This is a genomic window from Marinomonas fungiae, assembly GCF_001418205.1.
In the GTDB taxonomy this organism is placed as follows: domain Bacteria; phylum Pseudomonadota; class Gammaproteobacteria; order Pseudomonadales; family Marinomonadaceae; genus Marinomonas; species Marinomonas fungiae.
Genome location: NZ_LIQF01000008.1, coordinates 54,822 through 72,250, shown reverse-complemented (window position 1 = coordinate 72,250; position 17,429 = coordinate 54,822). Strand labels below are relative to the sequence as shown.

Genomic DNA, 17,429 nt, shown 5'->3' with positions numbered 1-17,429 from the left:
CTGGGCGCCGTTCGGTTTCATCTTAATAGATGGAGAATGGGAAGTACTTAGCGTTGATTTTCTGGTAAGTACCGTCAGCAATGATCTCATCCAACGCTTTGTTGAATTTCTCTTTTAGATCATCACCTTTACGCACTGCGATACCGATTTCGTCCTCTTTCTTAAAAGAGTTGCCTTTGAATTCAAACGCATCGCCGTTACCCGACGTTTTCAACCAGTCGTATGTTGGTAGCTCGTCTGACAGGACGATGTCTAAACGACCTGCCACCAAGTCAAGGTAAACACTGTCTTGCGTGTCGTAGAACTTAAGGGTTGCCGTGTCCGCTAAGTTATCTTCTAGGTACTGTGCAGCCAAGGTCGCGCGCTGAGCACCGATCACCTTGCCATCCAACTTCTCTAGATCAAACTCTTTGCCTTTTGGCGCTAGGTAACGCAAACCACCGGAGTAATATTTGTTGGTGAAATCCACCTGACGCAGGCGCTCTTCCGTGATCGACATGGAAGCAATAATAGCGTCAAATTTACGCACTTTCAGACCAGGAATTAGACCATCCCAATCCTGCGTCACCACTTTACAATCCGCTTCCATCTTCTCACACAATGCCCAAGCAATATCCACATCGAAACCTTGTGGCTTACCATTGTCATCAATGTAGTTAAAAGGTGCCCAAGCACCCTCTGTCGCGATACGCACCGTATCCGCCGCATTGACTGATAAAGAAGAAGCTGCCGCAGTCAAAAGCACTGCTGAGCTGATTGCTAATTTTTTTAAGTTCATTCTATGGTCCTTTTGCTAGGTTATTGATTTTATATAGTACGCACTACCCAATTTCACCATACTGATGAATGGTTTTCGTGTAAATCACACACTTAAAACACGGTGGATAGGAAAGCCTTACAACGCTCTGAATCTGGTGAGCCAAACACTTTTTCAGGTGTGCCTTTTTCCTCAACTAATCCTTGGTGTAAGAACACCACTTCACTGGATACTTCACGGGCAAAGTTCATCTCATGGGTCACAATCAACATGGTACGGCCTTCTTCAGCCAGACCACGCATAACCCCCAGAACTTCACCAACCAGTTCAGGATCTAGGGCTGAGGTCGGTTCATCAAACAGCAGAATCTGAGGATCCATTGCCAAGGTACGAGCAATGGCAACACGCTGTTGCTGACCACCTGACAATTGGTTGGGGTACATATGCTTTTTATCCGCAATACCGACTTTGTTAAGCAGGTATTCCGCATACTCCAGCACTTCTTGCTTTGGTCGCTTCAACACATGCAATGGCCCTTCCATGACGTTTTGTAAAATCGTCATATGCGGCCACAAGTTAAAGCTTTGGAACACGAAACCAATTTTTTGGCGCATACGAGTTAACTGCTTCATATCAGCCGCGACCAAATCACTGTCACTAGGCTTTAGCAATAACTCTTCACCATTGAATCGGATTGAACCGCGCGTAGGATTCTCCAGTAGATTAATACATCGTAAGAACGTACTCTTGCCGGAGCCACTTGAACCTAAGATTGAAATCACATCTCCATCGTGTGCTTCTAAGGAAATTCCCTTTAATACTTCATGATCCCCAAAGGTCTTATGGATATCCTTTAGCTCTAAAGCAGGGTCTTTAGACATTCTTATTACCTTTTATTGATGACTCGTTTGCGAAATGGATCGGCTCGATAAAGCCAAAACTTACGCAGCGATGTTTAGGTTCAGGTAGAACGCATCAAATATCACGCCAACTACATAACCCGCTATTCTAAAACTTTTTTCGCCAAAGTTGTCTTGTTTTCTTATCCGCATGGACAGGATTATCTAAATTAATTGCCAAATTCTTACGCTCATCTCTCGGAGAAACGCCAAAAAAGCCCTTATAAGTCGTACTAAAATGGGGCGCGGAGGTAAAACCACAGGCCATCCCCACCTCTAAAATCGACTTATCAGTTTGGGTAATCAGCTGCTTGGCATGTTTCAAGCGTAGTTCTAGATAATAGCGCGATGGCACCGTTTCCAGATTTTGCTTAAATAAACGCTCTAAGTGACGACGGGAGATCCCCACATGATAGGCAATGTCGTCCGATGATAACGGCTCACGTATGTTCGCCTCCATTAATTGCACGGCCTCTATCAACTTTGGTTGCCCTGTACCGATGCGCGCTTGCAATGGGATACGTTGCGCTTCTTGATTGGTACGAATCCGCTCGCATACAAACTGTTCCGAGATATGACTCGCAAGAGTCATGCCATGCTGTTTGCCGATCAAAAACAACATCATATCCATCGCCGCGGTGCCGCCACTACAGGTAAAGCGGCTTTTATCTACTTCAAACAGATGATTCGACACAATTACGCTAGGGAAGGCTTCACGCAAGCTGGCTATATCCCCCCAATGAATGGTCGCTCGATAACCATTTAATAGGCCAGCACGTGCCAAAATGTGACTACCTGTACAAATTCCACCTAATGCTTGGCCACGTTTTGAGCAAGAAAGTAACCAAGCGTCTAAACTAGAATCAGCGTCTTGACTGACGCTGGACGCGCCACAAATAAAGATAGCATCAAGGTCTTTAGGAACATCCTCTAACATATAGTCGGTTGTGGTTGCCACACCAGAATTCGAAAGTACGACTTTCGTTTTTTTGCCGATGGTACAAAACTGATAGAGGTCTTTACCACTGACCCAATTGGCCATATGTATCGTTTCAATCGCAGAGGAGAATGCGAGCATGGAAAAGCTTGGCATGAGTAAAAAGCCATACTTTTGCACCTTTTTACTCGGATGCATGATTTCACGTGATGCAAATTCGGTATTGTACAAATTATTATCCTACGATGGGGACATTCAAAAGTGATTTATATCGTTTAGAATGAATAACAGAGACTTTTGATAGCGACATCAAGCTTTTTCTAACGCGTATATCGCTTGCGAAAAAGCATACGTCGCATTTTGAAAAGTTGCCAACTTTCTTAGTTGCTTATTTTTCATAATAATCGAATAAGCGATGAGAAGATGGCGCAATACAACAATAACTAGATCTTCAATAGACACCACTCATAAGGATGAGTAACATGACGAATACTAAAAAGAGTGAATTGATCACTCGTATTGAAGCCGAAATTAAAGAGAACGTTGGCTCTAACATCGCTGACGACATCATCAAGTTAGCTCACATTTACTTCCAAGATCTTCTGATTGAAGACATGGAACATGAGAGCATCGACAACCTTTACGGTACGGTTCTGTGCCTTTGGGACTTCATTCAGCAGCGCAGCACTCAAACACCGAAAGTGCGTGTCTACAACCCAAACTTTGAAGAGCATAGCTGGCAATCTACCCACACAGTCATTGAAGTGCTGACCGATGATATGCCATTTATCGTTTCCTCGTTTAACATGGCGCTTGTGCGCATTGGCCACACGATTCACTTCACTGCACATCCAATCCTTGCGTCGCAGCGTAACAGCAAAGGCGAGCTAGAAGCAGTCAATGATCGCCATCAGCAAGGCACCCAAGAAGCCCTAATCCGCTTTGAGATCGACCGCATTTCTGATCTTGGCAAAATGGAGCAAATTAAAGACGCTCTGCTCGACACACTTGGCGATGTCAAAGTATCGGTAGAAGACTGGCCGACGATGAAAGCCAAACTGGCCGAAGTTATCAAGGCTTCGGAGCAAGTCGCGCATCTTCAAAACAACGAAGAATATCAAGAAAACCTCGCCTTCCTACGCTGGGTAGAAAGCGATCACTTTACCTTTGTTGGTTTCCGCGAGTATGACTTGGTTAATGTCGGCGAAGAGACACACCTTAAATTCGTTGAAAACTCCGCGCTGGGTACATTCCGCAAAACTAAGAAAGAAAAATACGACATTGTTCTCAATAGTCACCTAGCCAAACTGGCTTATGATAGAGACAACCTACTGGTACTGACCAAATCGACCGCGATTTCGACGGTGCACCGCCCTGTTCACCTTGATTACCTAGGTATCAAGCGTTTTGATAAGAAAGGCAATGTCATCGGCGAATGGCGCTTCTTCGGACTCTATTCTTCTGCTGCCTACGTTGCACGACTACAAGACGTGCCTCTACTACGTAAGAAACTAGATGTGCTAGTAGAGCGCATGAATGTGGACCCTTACAGCCACAAAGGCAAAACCCTGAAACACATTCTTAACAGCTACCCACGCGATGAAATGCTGCAGGCACCAGTGGAGGAACTGTTCCACACCATCGAAGGGATTTTAGCTATTCAAGAACGCCGTCAACTTCGCGTGTTCTTACGTAAGGATATTTATGGCCGCTTCCTAAGTGCGCTTGTTTACGTACCTCGTGACCGCTACAACACGGAACTGCGTATCAAGATGCAAGACATTTTAATGCAGGCTTGTAACGGCACCAGCTCTGAATTCAACGTGCAGTTCTCACAACAAGTACTAGCCCGCGTTAACTTTACGATTCAGATCGCTGACCCAGAAAATAGTCCAGAGCTAGACATTGATGACATCCAACGCAAGATGCAGGATGCGGCGCTGTCTTGGGACGACAAACTTTTGGCTGCAATGCATACCAGCCAAGGTGAAGAAAGCGGTAACAAACTTTACAACGAATACGCGCCCTACTTCCCTGCGGCTTACCGTGAAGACTTTTCGCCTAACACAGCAGTATTGGACATCGAGCGCCTCAGTAGTTTAGTGAATGATGGCGATATCACGACACACCTGTACCGCCAAGTTGGCCAAGCGAAGAACAACTACTTCTTCAAAGTCTACGGTGCTGGCACCACGCTAGTACTGTCTGATGTATTGCCAATTCTTGAATGTATGGGTCTTCGCGTTCTCGAAGCACGTCCATACGAGTTGGATCAAAACGGTGACGGTCAAGCCAACACCTGGGTGGTAGAATTCGCTATTAGTGTTAACCCAAGCGTTAACCTTGATAAGAAAGCACAACGAGATGATTTCCAAGACGCGTTTAACGCGGTCTTCAAACGTCGCATTGAAAACGATCGTTTCAACGCACTCGTTCTGGATGCCTCTCTGACTTGGCGTCAAGTCACCATGTTGCGCGCGATTACCAAGTACCTAATGCAACTGCAAGTACCTTTCTCGCTACCGTACATGCAGCAAACTCTTGAAAAGAACGCGCCAATTGCCCGTCTAATGGTTCAATTGTTTGAACAGCGTTTTGATCCCGCTCTTGAGAGTAAACGTGACGAAAAAGTTGCCAAGCTGCTAGAAAAAATCGAAGAAGCTTTAGACCAAGTAGCAAACCTAGATGAAGACCGTATCTTGAAACACTACCTATCAGTGATTCAAGCCATGCTGCGCACCAACTTCTACCAACCATCAGCGGAAGGTGAAAGCAAAGATTACGTGTCCTTTAAGCTGGATCCAAGCATGATCCCAGCCGTGCCACTACCACGTCCGCGTTTCGAGATTTTCGTCTACGCGCCATGGGTAGAAGGCGTACACATGCGTGGCGGTAAAGTTGCTCGTGGTGGTCTACGTTGGTCAGACCGTATGGAAGACTTCCGTACCGAGGTACTAGGCCTTGTTAAAGCACAAATGGTTAAAAACGCTGTAATCGTGCCGTCTGGAGCAAAAGGTGGCTTCGTTGCCAAACAGCTTAAGAAACACTGGTCACGTGAAGAAACTCAAGCGGAAGTGGTTCGTTGTTACACCACGTTTATCTCTGGCTTGCTAGATATCACTGATAACTTAGTAAAACAAGAACTCGTGCCACCAACAGCGGTGAAACGTTACGACGAAGACGACCCATACTTGGTAGTAGCTGCCGATAAAGGGACTGCAACCTTCTCTGACCTAGCCAATAGCATTTCTGAGAAATACGGTTTCTGGCTCGGTGACGCCTTTGCATCCGGTGGCTCAAACGGTTACGACCATAAGAAAATGGGCATCACAGCCCGTGGTGCGTGGGAGTCGGTAAAACGTCAATTCCAAGAGTTAGGCATTGACTGTCAAACAACTGACTTCACAGCTGTAGGTATCGGTGACATGGCTGGTGACGTATTCGGTAACGGTATGTTGTTATCGAAGCACACTCGTCTGATTGCAGCCTTTAACCACATGCACATCTTTATCGACCCAACGCCAGACGCAGCCAGCTCATTTGAAGAGCGTCAACGCTTGTTCAGCTTGCCTCGTTCATCTTGGGAAGACTACAACAAGGATTTGATTTCAAAAGGCGGCGGCATCTTTAATCGTAGCGCTAAGTCTATCCCTATTAACGCTGACATTCGTAAAGCGCTCGATATTGATGGCAATGTGAAATCCCTAGCACCAACCGAATTGATTTCGCACATTCTAAAAGCGCCAGTGGATTTATTGTGGAACGGCGGTATCGGTACCTACGTTAAAGCGGAAACTGAAACTCACGCTGATGTGGGCGACAGTGGTAACAATGCACTGCGTATTAACGGTAAAGAATTGCGCTGTAAGATCATTGGTGAAGGCGGCAACCTTGGCTTTACTCAACGCGGCCGTATTGAGTTCGCTCAAAATGGCGGGCTGATTAGTACCGATGCGATCGATAACTCTGCCGGTGTTGATAGCTCTGACCATGAAGTAAACATCAAGATCCTATTAAACCGTATCGTTGAAAATGGCGATATGACTGAGAAGCAACGCAACAAGTTGTTGGCTGAAATGACCGACGAAGTGGGATCACTGGTACTGCGCCACAACCGCGGCCAAAGTCACTTGCTATCGCTAGTCAACTCTCGTGCTCCTGAACGCATCGCCGATCACTGGCGCCTAATGATGTCATTGGCACGTGAAGGTCGTTTGAACCGTGAAATCGAATTCTTACCGACTGACGCACAAATGAAGAAACGCATGAGTAAGGGACAAGGTCTAACGCGTCCAGAAATCTCTGTGTTGTTGGCTTACTCTAAGATCAAGTTTGCTGAGCAGTTAGTAGAAGATGGCATCGGAGAAGATCTAGATTTGCGTGCGCAAATCAAAGATTACTTCCCGAAACCTTTGGTAGAACGCTTCTCTGATCACATGATTGATCACCCGCTGGCGCAAGAAATCATTGCCGCGCACGTGACCAATAATGTTGGCAACCGCATGGGCTCAACCTTCACCACTTACGTGCAAGAAGAAACCAGTGCCTCAGCATTAAACGTGCTACGTGCCTACATGGCCGCTGAACAAATGTTCGATATTCCAGCGCTTTGGGATGCGATCAATACGTTGGACTTCAAAGTTGAAAACAACTTACAGAATCAACTATTTATCCAAATTCAAAGTTTATTGGAAAAAGCCACTCTTTGGCTGATTCGTAACACTCGTGAAGCGCTAGCCATTCAGAAGCTAAGTGATACTTATAAACCTGGTATCGACATTATTCGCAGCAACTTGGATGCCGTGTTGACCAAGCCAACCAGTGATTTCCTAGCTGAAACTAGCCAGCAATTGCAGGCACAAAATGTTCCAGCCGAAATCGCAGATAAAATCAGTGCGTTACCGCTACTATTCTACGGTTTGGACATCATTCGTGTGGCGGACAACACAAGTAAAGAAGTGCTGGATACTGCACTGACCTACTTCGAGTTGGAAATGGATCTTGGCTTGTACTGGTTACGTCAAAGCATCCGTAAATTGCCTGCGGATGATATGTGGGAACGTCGTGCAAAAGCAGGCCTTGGAGATGAGGTCGATAACGCCCTACGCACTCTGACTCAAGAAGTGATTCAGGCGAGTACTGAGATCAATGATCTGGACAAACGTCTGGCTTATTGGCATGAGCTAAACCAAGACAATATCAACCACTACCACAGCACATTTAACGAGATAAAAGCGGAAACAGAATTATCTCTTTCTATGGTAAGTGTCGCTATTCGTGAGTTGAGAAATTTGATATAACCCAGTGAGCGGCTCGCTTTGAGCCGCTCTAATTTTATGAGGTATTAATACAGTGACTGAACAAGTAACGAGAGCAACGTTTGACGAAGTAATGGCTCCTAACTATGCGCCGGCAGCAATGATTCCGGTTCGTGGCGAAGGCTCTCGCGTGTGGGATCAGGAAGGTAAAGAGTACATCGACTTTGCAGGCGGTATCGCCGTTACTGCATTGGGTCACTCCCACCCGACTTTGGTTGAAACCATGCGTGAGCAAGCTGGCAAGCTTTGGCATTTATCTAACGTAATGACCAATGAGCCTGCGCTTCGATTAGCGAAAAAACTGACTGAAAAGACCTTTGCTGATCGTGTTTTTCTCGCCAATAGTGGCGCAGAAGCCAATGAAGCCGCTTTCAAACTTGTGCGCCGTTACGCGTTCGATCACTTTGGGCCAGAAAAGAACGAAATCATTTCGTTCTACCAATCTTTCCACGGCCGTACTTTGTTCACCGTATCAGTTGGTGGCCAGGCCAAATACACTGAAGGCTTTGCCCCAGTACCCGCAGGTATCACACACTGTGAGTACAACAATATCGAAGCCCTAAAAGCTCTGATTTCGGATAAAACGTGTGCTGTTGTTATGGAGCCAATTCAAGGCGAAGGCGGTATCATTCCAGCCGACCCTGAGTTCGCTAAACAAGTACGCGCACTGTGTGACGAGCACAAAGCCCTGCTTGTATTCGATGAAGTGCAATCAGGTGTTGGCCGTACAGGTACACTGTACGCCTACGAGCAAACTGGCGTAACACCGGATATCCTAACAACGGCTAAAGCATTGGGTAACGGCTTCCCAGTATCGGCTATGTTAACCACTGCCGAAGTTGCAAAATCTTTGGCTGTGGGCACACACGGTAGCACTTACGGTGGTAACCCAATGGCTGCTGCCATTGCTGAAGCAGTCATTGATATCGTCGATACACCAGAAGTATTGGAAGGCGTGAAAAAGCGTCACCAACTATTTGTCGACGAGTTAACTGCCATCAACGAAAAATACCATGTGTTTAAAGACATCCGTGGTATGGGTCTATTGATGGGAGCTGAAGTAACGGATGAACTTGCTGGCCATGCGAAAGACTTCCTAAGCCATGCGGCAGACGAAGGTCTATTCGTTTTAGTCGCAGGTCCAAATGTTGTGCGTTTTGCACCGTCTTTGATTATCCCTGAAGCGGATATCAAAGAAGGCTTTGCTCGTTTTGAGCGCGCTGTCGCTAAAACCGTAGCAGACCTTAAAAAAGACGCTTAATAAGCTATTAAGTCTTGATTGCAAAGCCGTGCTGGCATTCCAAGCACGGCTTTTTTATTGCTCCAAACAATCTTTACACACCCATTTTCGTCTATTTTTTGTCAAGAATAGTCAAAGAGCATAAGATAAACCGATTGCTTAGAAGGACACTTGACTATGCCAGATGCTCAATACTTCATGCGGATACTCGCTACTCTACTGCTCGCCATTACTTTAACGGCTTGTAGTTCTATCCCCAGCAACACTATCAGTATCCATTCTGGCAATTTAAGCAGCGCCGAAGAAAGCACAATTACCCAGCACCTTTATCGTCAATACCAAGACTGGCGCGGCACTCCCTATGCATACGGTGGCATGAGCAAGCGTGGCGTGGATTGCTCGGGCTTTGTCTATCTCACCTTACGTGATCAATTCGGTGCTTATCTACCGCGCACCACGGAAAAACAAGTCCAAACAGGCTATCACATTGATGAGGATGAACTGGCGGCTGGTGACTTGGTGTTTTTTAAAACAGGCTCTAAAGTGCGTCATGTCGGTATTTATATGGAGGACGGCAAGTTTCTCCATGCCTCTACCTCAAGAGGTGTCATAATCTCACACCTCGATAATGTCTATTGGAAAGAGCATTACTGGCACGCACGTCGCATACGTTAATGCTCCAATGACAGTCCAGCATCAAACATTAGCTTGTCTATTTATTTGCAAGATCCTTGAAACGACTTCGTTGTCGAAGCGTTCGCGCTGGTTTAAGCTCTAGCGGTTTATATTGCCGTTTTTTTATTGAGATCAATGCCCTGCTGCGATCCACTCACCTATTAACAGAGAGAGATAAACTGTGTTTTTATCCTTTTTCCCGAAGCCTAAACTCTTCTTTTTGACATTTGCCTTATGGGCATTTGTTGCAGTTATCAGCTGGTACACCTTCGGACAAGATCTGGGGTCGAGTTTGAGCCTAGGTCAGTTGTTTGCCGTGGACTACCCCACAGCCCTTGCAGAGGGCGCTGATCAAGCTGCGCAGATGGCTTATCAAGAGGCATACAGCTTCGCTAATGATGTCTGGCTTTATCAATATATGCTGGTGTGCTACGCCCTGTTTGTCGGTGCTTGGATGGCCTATGGCGGACAAAAATGGGGCAAGTGGTCCGTTATGGGCTCAGCATTGATTGTCTTTATCACTTGGTTCCAAGTACAAGTCAGCGTCATGATCAATGAATGGTACGGCAGTTTTTACGACCTCATTCAAAAAGCACTGACGGCTCCAAATACCATCACCCTCGGCGAGTTCTATGGTCAATTGGTGACTTTCGCGACGATTGCCTTAGTAGCGATTACGGTGGCCGTCTTTAACAATTTCTTTGTAAGCCATTATGTGTTCCGCTGGCGCACAGCGATGAATAACTACTACACCGCCATGTGGCCTAAAGTACGCCATATTGAAGGTGCTTCTCAGCGTATTCAAGAAGACACCATGCGTTTTGCCAGTATTGTCGAAAGTTTAGGGGTTCGTTTCCTTGATTCGATCATGACACTTTTAGCATTTTTGCCGGTTCTATGGGGATTGTCAGGCTATGTCACTGAACTACCATTAGTTGGTGAAGTGCCGCAGGCATTGGTATTCGTCGCCATTATGTGGTCGATTGTCGGTACTGTGCTATTAGCTACAGCAGGTATTAAACTACCAGGTTTAGAATTTAAGAACCAAAAAGTGGAAGCCGCTTACCGTAAAGAGCTGGTCTACGGTGAAGATCATGCTGATCGTGCGGAACCGGTTAAGCTTGCCGAACTGTTTAGTAACGTGCGTAAAAACTATTTCCGATTGTACTTCCATTACCTGTACTTCAACGTAGTTCGCTATGGCTACCTACAGGCAGGTGTGCTCGTTCCGTTGATTGCCCTTGGTCCCTCTATTGTCGCTGGCGCATTTACGTTAGGGGTAATGCAGCGTATCTCCAATGCTTTTAATCAAGTCGAGAGTTCTTTCCAGTTCCTAGTCAACTCTTGGACCACTATCGTTGAGTTACTCTCTATTTACAAACGTCTAAAAGCCTTCGAAGCAGCCATTGCTGATGTTCCAGAAGAGCTGGTCCAAGAATCATTAGAGACATTCGAAAAAAGCTAAAAAAATCTCTCTACGCTGGCTTAAATTTTTCCCTATCTGAGCCAGCGCTTTGTTTTTTCTAGCTAGCGCCAGTGCTATGATTGGCCAAAACATGAATCGCCAACGGCTCGCATCTTTCGCTTGAGCCGTTGCTTGGAGACACGAATGAAAAAAGTATTTATTGATGGTGAAACGGGCACGACTGGTTTACAGGTACGTGAACGTCTCGTAAACCACCCAGAGATTGAAGTTATCAGTATCGATGAAGCCAAAAAACGTGATGTAGAAGAAAAGCGCCGGCTGATGAAGGAAGCGGATGTAACGGTTCTATGTCTACCTGATGAAGCGGCTAAAGATACGGTTGCCATCGCGAAAGCCGAAGGTTGCCGCGTATTGGATGCAAGCTCCGTTCACCGCGTAGCCGATGGTTGGGTATACGGTCTTGCCGAATTGGATGCTAGTCAACGTGAAAAGATCCAAGACGCTCAGTTTGTCTCAAACCCTGGCTGTTACCCGACAGGTATCATCCTGTTGCTTAAGCCATTAGTTGAACAAGGCTTGTTAGCGAAAGATGGCCACTACACAGTAAACGCAATCTCTGGTTACACTGGCGGCGGCAAGCAACTGATCGAAAAGTACGAAGGCAACTCAGACGCAGCGACTTACGGTACTTATGGTTTGAACTTCAAACACAAGCACCTGCCTGAAATCCAAAAGTGGTCACAGCTCGACAATACGCCAATCTTCATCCCAAGCGTAGGCAACTTCGCACAAGGCATGTTGATCAGCATTCCAGTAACACTTTCTGGCAGCATGACGGGTGAAAAACTGCACGCAGCCTTGGCAGCAACCTACGAAGAAGAAGACTTCGTAACGGTTCACCCATTTAATGAAGTAAAAGACAGCCATGCTCCGTTCTTAACGCCACACGGTTTGGAAAATACCAACCAAGTGGAATTGGCCGTGTTTGCCTCAGAAGATGGTAAATCGGTTGTGCTTTCTGCGAAACTGGACAACCTTGGCAAAGGTGCTTCTGGTGCAGCCGTACAAAACCTAAACTTGATGCTAGGTTTTGCGGAAGACGTGGCAGTAGTTCTGTAACTCATACTCGCTCGACTGAAATAAGAAAGCCCGCTGCAGTAGTGCAACGGGCTTTCTTTTTTGTCTCTGATAATCACTTGGATTAGCGGGCTAAAGCAATACGCTTAGCTTTAATCGCATGTTTGTGCACTCCAACCTCTGGAGCAATGGTAAATAAGTCACCGTTCAATCCGGTTAACTGGCGTGGTACGTGAGCCTCTTTGGCAATACGCGCATTGGCTGCCATGTGTTCAGGTTCACCATGTGTCGGTATCGCCACTTGCGGACGCACCCAATCGTACATGGCTGCTAGCTCATCTTGACAAGGATGCCCGCTGACATGAATCGGCAATTCGGTTTCGTGTTTCTGCAGGGTACGGATGCCTTGAGCTTTGAAAGACTTCACCAAACGCTCAATGGCTAATTCATTCCCAGGAATGATCATGGCACTAAAGAGCACCAAATCCCCTTTTTCGAGCGACAAATCAAAGCAATCATCCCGTGCCAGACGATTTAACATCGCACGGGGCTCCCCTTGGCTACCCGTCGCGACTGCTAGCACTTCATTGGGTGGCAAATAGCCTAAATGACTTGGATCCACCACGGGCAAATCATCCGGCCAATAGCCTGACGCTCTAGCGGCACTGACCATATTTTGCAAAGAACGCCCTAACAGTGCTAAATAACGATCGGTTTCTTTCGCCACTCGCGCTAACGAGACCAACCGAGCAATATTACTGCTGAAGCAGCCAATGACTACACGACCGGATTCATCTTTGATCACTTCTAATAACGCTTTATAGCAATCAAACTCTGAAACTGAATGACCAGCTCTTAGCGCATTGGTGGAATCACACACCATGGCTTTGACATCGCGTTTTCGTAGCGTGGTTAAAATCGCTGGCGAAAAGCGCTCGCCAATCACTGGACTGTGATCGATCTTCCAATCACCAGTATGAAACACATTGCCTGCTGGGGTCTCAATCATCAAACCGCTAGGCTCAGGAATCGAATGAGTCAAAGTGATCCACTGCAAATCAAACACACCCACTTTAAAGCGACTTGCCATGGGTAACTCGTGGATTTCTACCTCTCCGAGCAACCCGACTTGCGCTAGTTTTCGGCGCAAAATTTCAGCCGTAAAGGGTGTGGTATAAACCGGAACTTGGAAACGGCGCCATAGAAAGGGTAACGCTCCCACATGGTCTTCGTGGGCATGGGTAATGACGATCCCGGCTAGACGGTGACGTTGTTGCGCAATAAATTCAGGGTCGGCACACACAAGCTCGTGGGTACGCGCACTGTTTTCATCAATCGGTTCGTTGAATGACACCCCACAGTCGACCATTAGCCACTGTCCATCATGGCCATACAAATTGAGATTCATCCCTATCTCGCCAGTTCCACCCAAAGGCAAAAACCATAGGTCGCTTCGCGTTGGCATCAGCAAATCCACACATCTCTCCTTTTATATTTATTTGCTTATTCTACGCGATTCAAATTGAACTTAGTTCAGGTGATCACTATATTTATGCAATAAATGTTCAAATTGATCGGCTACTACCCAAATGGAGTTGTCCCATGGGAACCTTGCATAATCAGACAGCTAAAAAAGGAATTTAGCATGCTTACTATAACAGTTTGGGGACTTGCCCTCGGACAAGCATTACTCGTCACGGGTAATATTCTGCTTGTTTCTGTGACAGCGTTGATCGGCCAAAGTTTAGCACCGAGCTTCGCTTTAGCGACCTTACCAGTCGCACTACAATTTCTAGGTCTAATGGGAGTCACCCTGCCAGCCGCTTTATTGATGGGTTGGTTGGGGCGTAAAAAAGGCTTTCTAATAGGCAATCTTATCGGAGTTGCGGGTGCCGTACTTGCCTTTTATGCCGTTCAACATAACTTGTTTCCATTGTTCTGCCTGAGCACCTTTTTACTAGGCATGGCGATTGGTGTTGGCCAACAATACCGCTTTGCCGCCACAGAAAATGCACCGGCGGACAAAGCTCCACAAGCCATTAGCATGATTATGGGTGCAGGTGTTGTTGCGGCGATTCTGGGGCCTAACATGGCTATTTGGTTCGAAGATTGGGCTGCCACAAAATACCTAGGTGCTTTTGCGGCCTTGATCTTACTGTACCTGTTTAATACGGGGTTGATTGCTTTCTTGCCACTACGTGCTCCGACGGCACAAGAAAAGTCAGGTAAACCAAAATCCTACGGCGAACTATTAAAAAAACCGAGCCTATCCGGAGCCATCATTGCAGGCTCTATTGGCTATGCCGTCATGGTGTTGGTCATGACTGCAACGCCTCTTGCGATGCAAGCCTGTGGTTTTGATTTTGGCAGCACCGCTAATATTATCCAGTGGCACGTTCTGGGTATGTTTTTGCCATCCTTTTTTACAGGACGTTTGATTGCTCGATACGGCACTTACCGCGTCATCCAGCTCGGATGTTTTTTGTTGTTAGGCTGCGTCATGCTGAATCAGTTCGGCATTAGTTATTGGCACTTCTTCAGTGCTTTGGTATTACTTGGAGTCGGCTGGAACTTCACCTTTATTGGCGCCACCGCTCTGCTAACTAAATCGTATGAGCCTGCTGACAAAGCACGAGTTCAAGGCATAAATGATTTGATTGTATTTTCAAGTGCTGCCGCGGCTAGCCTATTATCAGGCTATTGGCATTCCATCTTTGGCTGGGAGATTCTTAATCTTTTAATGATTCCTGCGATTCTATTGGCCATGTTCACCTTAATGTCGAGCCAAAAACGAGCCGTCATCATTGCTAATCCTCCCGCCTCATTGGGATAATTATCAGCTTTATTTGACACCTCAGTAAAATCCATGACAATGAAGGTCACTGTGTATTATTAAGGACTTTCTTGTCATGGGTATCCTATCTAGTCTCTCCAAGCTGTTTTCAGCGCCAGCGAACGCCTCAAAGTCAGAGGCGGCTGAGCCCATCGAATACAAAGACTATGTCATCACACCTACTCCACAAGCGGACCAAGGCCAATACCGTGTTAGCGCCATCATCACTAAAGGTGAGGGTGAACAACAAAAGACCCATACCTTCATTCGCTCTGACCTTGTAGCAAATCGTGATGAGTGCATCGAACTGACCATTCGTAAAGCAAAACTCACCATCGACCAACTGGGCGAGCAGATTTTCTAGGAGCGTCATGACGTTATCTTGGCAGCACCTGCACAGCAAAACAGACATTCTCGGCAAACCATTTATTGCCCATACGTTTCGCTTTAAAGGTCCAGTGACGGGCGTTGATACTACACTGATTGAATATTCTCGTCAGACCGTCGTCACACGTGCCATTTTATACGTGCATGGCTATACCGATTACTTTTTTCAAAAAGAACTGGCCGAGCATTTTGCTGAGCAAGGGTTTGGTTTCTTTGCCATTGATATGCAAGGCTATGGTCGCTCGATCCGCCCCAATAGTCGCCCTAATTGGTGTGAATCCTTAGATCAGTACTTTGATGATATAGAGATCGCGCTAAACGAAATCCATCAACGCGGCATCGAAGAGGTCGTGATTCTGGCCCACTCTACAGGCGGCTTGATTGCTTCCAGCTTTATTGCAAATCGACAAAAACCGGGGACTAGCTGCGCATCTACACCTAGAATAAAGGGCCTAATTTTGAACAGCCCTTTCCTTGCGCTTCCGTTTCCGCCAAACGCACTCAAACGCTTAAGCTGGCCAATTCGAATCATTGTATCTTTGCTTCCCTTTCACTCTTTGCGAGCCAAAAAAATCAGCCTCTATGCCAAAACGCTGCATCGTCTCTTTGGCGGAGAATGGGACTATCGCTTGGATTGGAAACCGGCCCATGGATTTCCCTTGTCTTTTCATTGGCTCAAGCAGATCATTCTGAAACAGTATGATCTTCAACAAACCAAAATCCCCCTTCCCACCCTAATGTGCCGCTCGTCAATCACGACCAAAGCCGCCTTAGGTATTGAAGATATTCGTAAGGGTGACGGGGTACTCGATGTTGACAGCATGACGCTTGCGGCAGAAAAAACCTTTACAGAGCTCACCTGCGTAAAGATCGAAGGCGGCTATCACGACCTTTTTCTGTCGCCACAGCCGATACGGGCAAACTATTTAGCAGCCATCGATCAGTGGCTGCTAAATCAATCATTCACAGCCAACGATTAATTACCTTTAGAACGCATCACACGATCCAGTATTGCCGTTGGCAAAAGACGACGCATAATAGCCGCGGCGTAGGTAGGCCAAGTTACATAGTAGCGGGCTTTCGGACGTGGCGATTCCAATGCGTGCAGCAGTTTATCGACCACCGCGCTCGCAGGCAGAGTACCACTGGAAGCAGGCCCTACTTTGGTGAGACGTGCCACCGCGGCCTCGTAGCCTTGCTTATGACGGCTCGCCGGCATGTCAATATTGTCTTGCAGCGCATGCAACGCGTTATCACGAAACTTACTCACGATTGGCCCCGGCTCAATTAAACTCACCTTAATGGGCGTATCACTCAGCTCCATACGCATCGTGTCAGTCAGGCCCTCTAGGGCAAACTTGCTAGCGTTATAAGCACCGCGAAATGGTGCTGCAACCATACCTAAAACGGAACTGTTCTGCACAATACGGCCATAGCCTTGGTCCAGCATCAGTTTAACGACACGAGTAGTAAGATCATGTGTACCGAAGAGATTCACTTCAAACTGCTGACGCAACGCCTCTACGGGCAAATCCTCCACCGCTCCTGGCTGGCCGTAGGCACCATTATTAAACAGAGCAAAGAGCTTACCGCCAGTAATTTCAAGAGTATCTTTAAGCCCCTGTTCAATGGAAACAGGATCCGCTAGGTCCAGTTTCACCACATGCTTAATACCGCTGCGACGCAGTTGCTCTACATCCGCTTGCTTTCGGCAGCTCGCCACCACTAAAAAGTTGTGTTTCTGCAACGTTTGAGCTGCCTGCAGACCGATACCAGAGCTGCATCCGGTAATTAATATTGAGTATTGCATTACACATCCTAGTATTTGTTTCACATCTGTTTCGAGGCTTAAAAAGAGCCCCCTATAATTTGTTTTAATG

General features: G+C 46.7%; 13 protein-coding genes. 8 read left to right on the top strand and 5 right to left on the bottom strand.

The genetic code is table 11. From position 1 onward, the window contains the following. Window positions 1-22: 22 nt before the first annotated feature. The 3 genes from ASC49_RS12860 to ASC49_RS12850 form a co-directional block, all read right to left on the bottom strand. Window positions 23-778 (bottom strand): transporter substrate-binding domain-containing protein, encoded by a 756-nt coding sequence (locus tag ASC49_RS12860; protein WP_055463651.1) that lies wholly within the window; start codon window positions 776-778, stop codon window positions 23-25. Between the two features lie 92 nt (window positions 779-870). Next, the gene (locus ASC49_RS12855) at window positions 871-1,638 is read right to left on the bottom strand and encodes an ABC transporter ATP-binding protein (protein WP_055463650.1); all 768 of its coding nucleotides are present in this window, start codon (window positions 1,636-1,638) and stop codon (window positions 871-873) included. Window positions 1,639-1,765: 127 nt separating this feature from the next. Next, window positions 1,766-2,824: a GlxA family transcriptional regulator gene (locus tag ASC49_RS12850; protein ID WP_342667544.1), complete on the bottom strand. Its 1,059-nt coding sequence runs from the start codon at window positions 2,822-2,824 to the stop codon at window positions 1,766-1,768. 251 nt (window positions 2,825-3,075) lie between these two features. Between ASC49_RS12850 and ASC49_RS12845 the strand changes: the two genes are divergently transcribed. The 5 genes from ASC49_RS12845 to argC all read left to right on the top strand — a co-directional run bounded on the left by ASC49_RS12845 (window position 3,076) and on the right by argC (window position 12,371). Next, window positions 3,076-7,893 carry an NAD-glutamate dehydrogenase gene (locus ASC49_RS12845; RefSeq protein ID WP_055463649.1) on the top strand — a complete coding sequence of 1,606 codons (4,818 nt, stop codon included), beginning with the start codon at window positions 3,076-3,078 and terminating at the stop codon, window positions 7,891-7,893. Between the two features lie 52 nt (window positions 7,894-7,945). Then, window positions 7,946-9,172 (top strand): aspartate aminotransferase family protein, encoded by a 1,227-nt coding sequence (locus ASC49_RS12840; RefSeq protein WP_055463648.1) that lies wholly within the window; start codon window positions 7,946-7,948, stop codon window positions 9,170-9,172. Between the two features lie 156 nt (window positions 9,173-9,328). Beyond that, window positions 9,329-9,826: an NlpC/P60 family protein gene (locus ASC49_RS12835; RefSeq protein ID WP_342667543.1), complete on the top strand. Its 498-nt coding sequence runs from the start codon at window positions 9,329-9,331 to the stop codon at window positions 9,824-9,826. 181 nt (window positions 9,827-10,007) lie between these two features. Next, the gene (gene sbmA, locus ASC49_RS12830; RefSeq protein ID WP_055463647.1) at window positions 10,008-11,291 is read left to right on the top strand and encodes a peptide antibiotic transporter SbmA; all 1,284 of its coding nucleotides are present in this window, start codon (window positions 10,008-10,010) and stop codon (window positions 11,289-11,291) included. A gap of 144 nt (window positions 11,292-11,435) precedes the next feature. Then, window positions 11,436-12,371 (top strand): N-acetyl-gamma-glutamyl-phosphate reductase, encoded by a 936-nt coding sequence (gene argC, locus ASC49_RS12825; protein ID WP_055463646.1) that lies wholly within the window; start codon window positions 11,436-11,438, stop codon window positions 12,369-12,371. An 82-nt stretch (window positions 12,372-12,453) separates the two neighbouring features. On the opposite strand, the gene ASC49_RS12820 is transcribed toward argC, so the two are convergent. Continuing rightward, on the bottom strand, window positions 12,454-13,806 hold the full coding sequence (locus tag ASC49_RS12820; RefSeq protein WP_211262061.1) for a ribonuclease J: 1,353 nt from the start codon (window positions 13,804-13,806) through the stop codon (window positions 12,454-12,456). A 168-nt stretch (window positions 13,807-13,974) separates the two neighbouring features. On the opposite strand from ASC49_RS12820, the gene ASC49_RS12815 reads away from it, so the two are divergent. The 3 genes from ASC49_RS12815 to ASC49_RS12805 all read left to right on the top strand — a co-directional run bounded on the left by ASC49_RS12815 (window position 13,975) and on the right by ASC49_RS12805 (window position 16,529). Next, complete coding sequence (locus ASC49_RS12815) at window positions 13,975-15,162, top strand: MFS transporter (protein ID WP_055463645.1); 1,188 nt, start codon at window positions 13,975-13,977, stop codon at window positions 15,160-15,162. 76 nt (window positions 15,163-15,238) lie between these two features. Then, window positions 15,239-15,526, top strand: coding sequence for an HlyU family transcriptional regulator (locus tag ASC49_RS12810; RefSeq protein ID WP_055463644.1), 288 nt, complete (start codon window positions 15,239-15,241; stop codon window positions 15,524-15,526). Window positions 15,527-15,533: 7 nt separating this feature from the next. Continuing rightward, window positions 15,534-16,529 carry an alpha/beta hydrolase gene (locus tag ASC49_RS12805; protein WP_055463643.1) on the top strand — a complete coding sequence of 332 codons (996 nt, stop codon included), beginning with the start codon at window positions 15,534-15,536 and terminating at the stop codon, window positions 16,527-16,529. Here the strand turns inward: ASC49_RS12805 and ASC49_RS12800 are convergent. Next, on the bottom strand, window positions 16,526-17,359 hold the full coding sequence (locus ASC49_RS12800; protein ID WP_055463642.1) for an SDR family NAD(P)-dependent oxidoreductase: 834 nt from the start codon (window positions 17,357-17,359) through the stop codon (window positions 16,526-16,528). The genes ASC49_RS12805 and ASC49_RS12800 overlap by 4 nt on opposite strands. Window positions 17,360-17,429 lie beyond the last annotated feature (70 nt).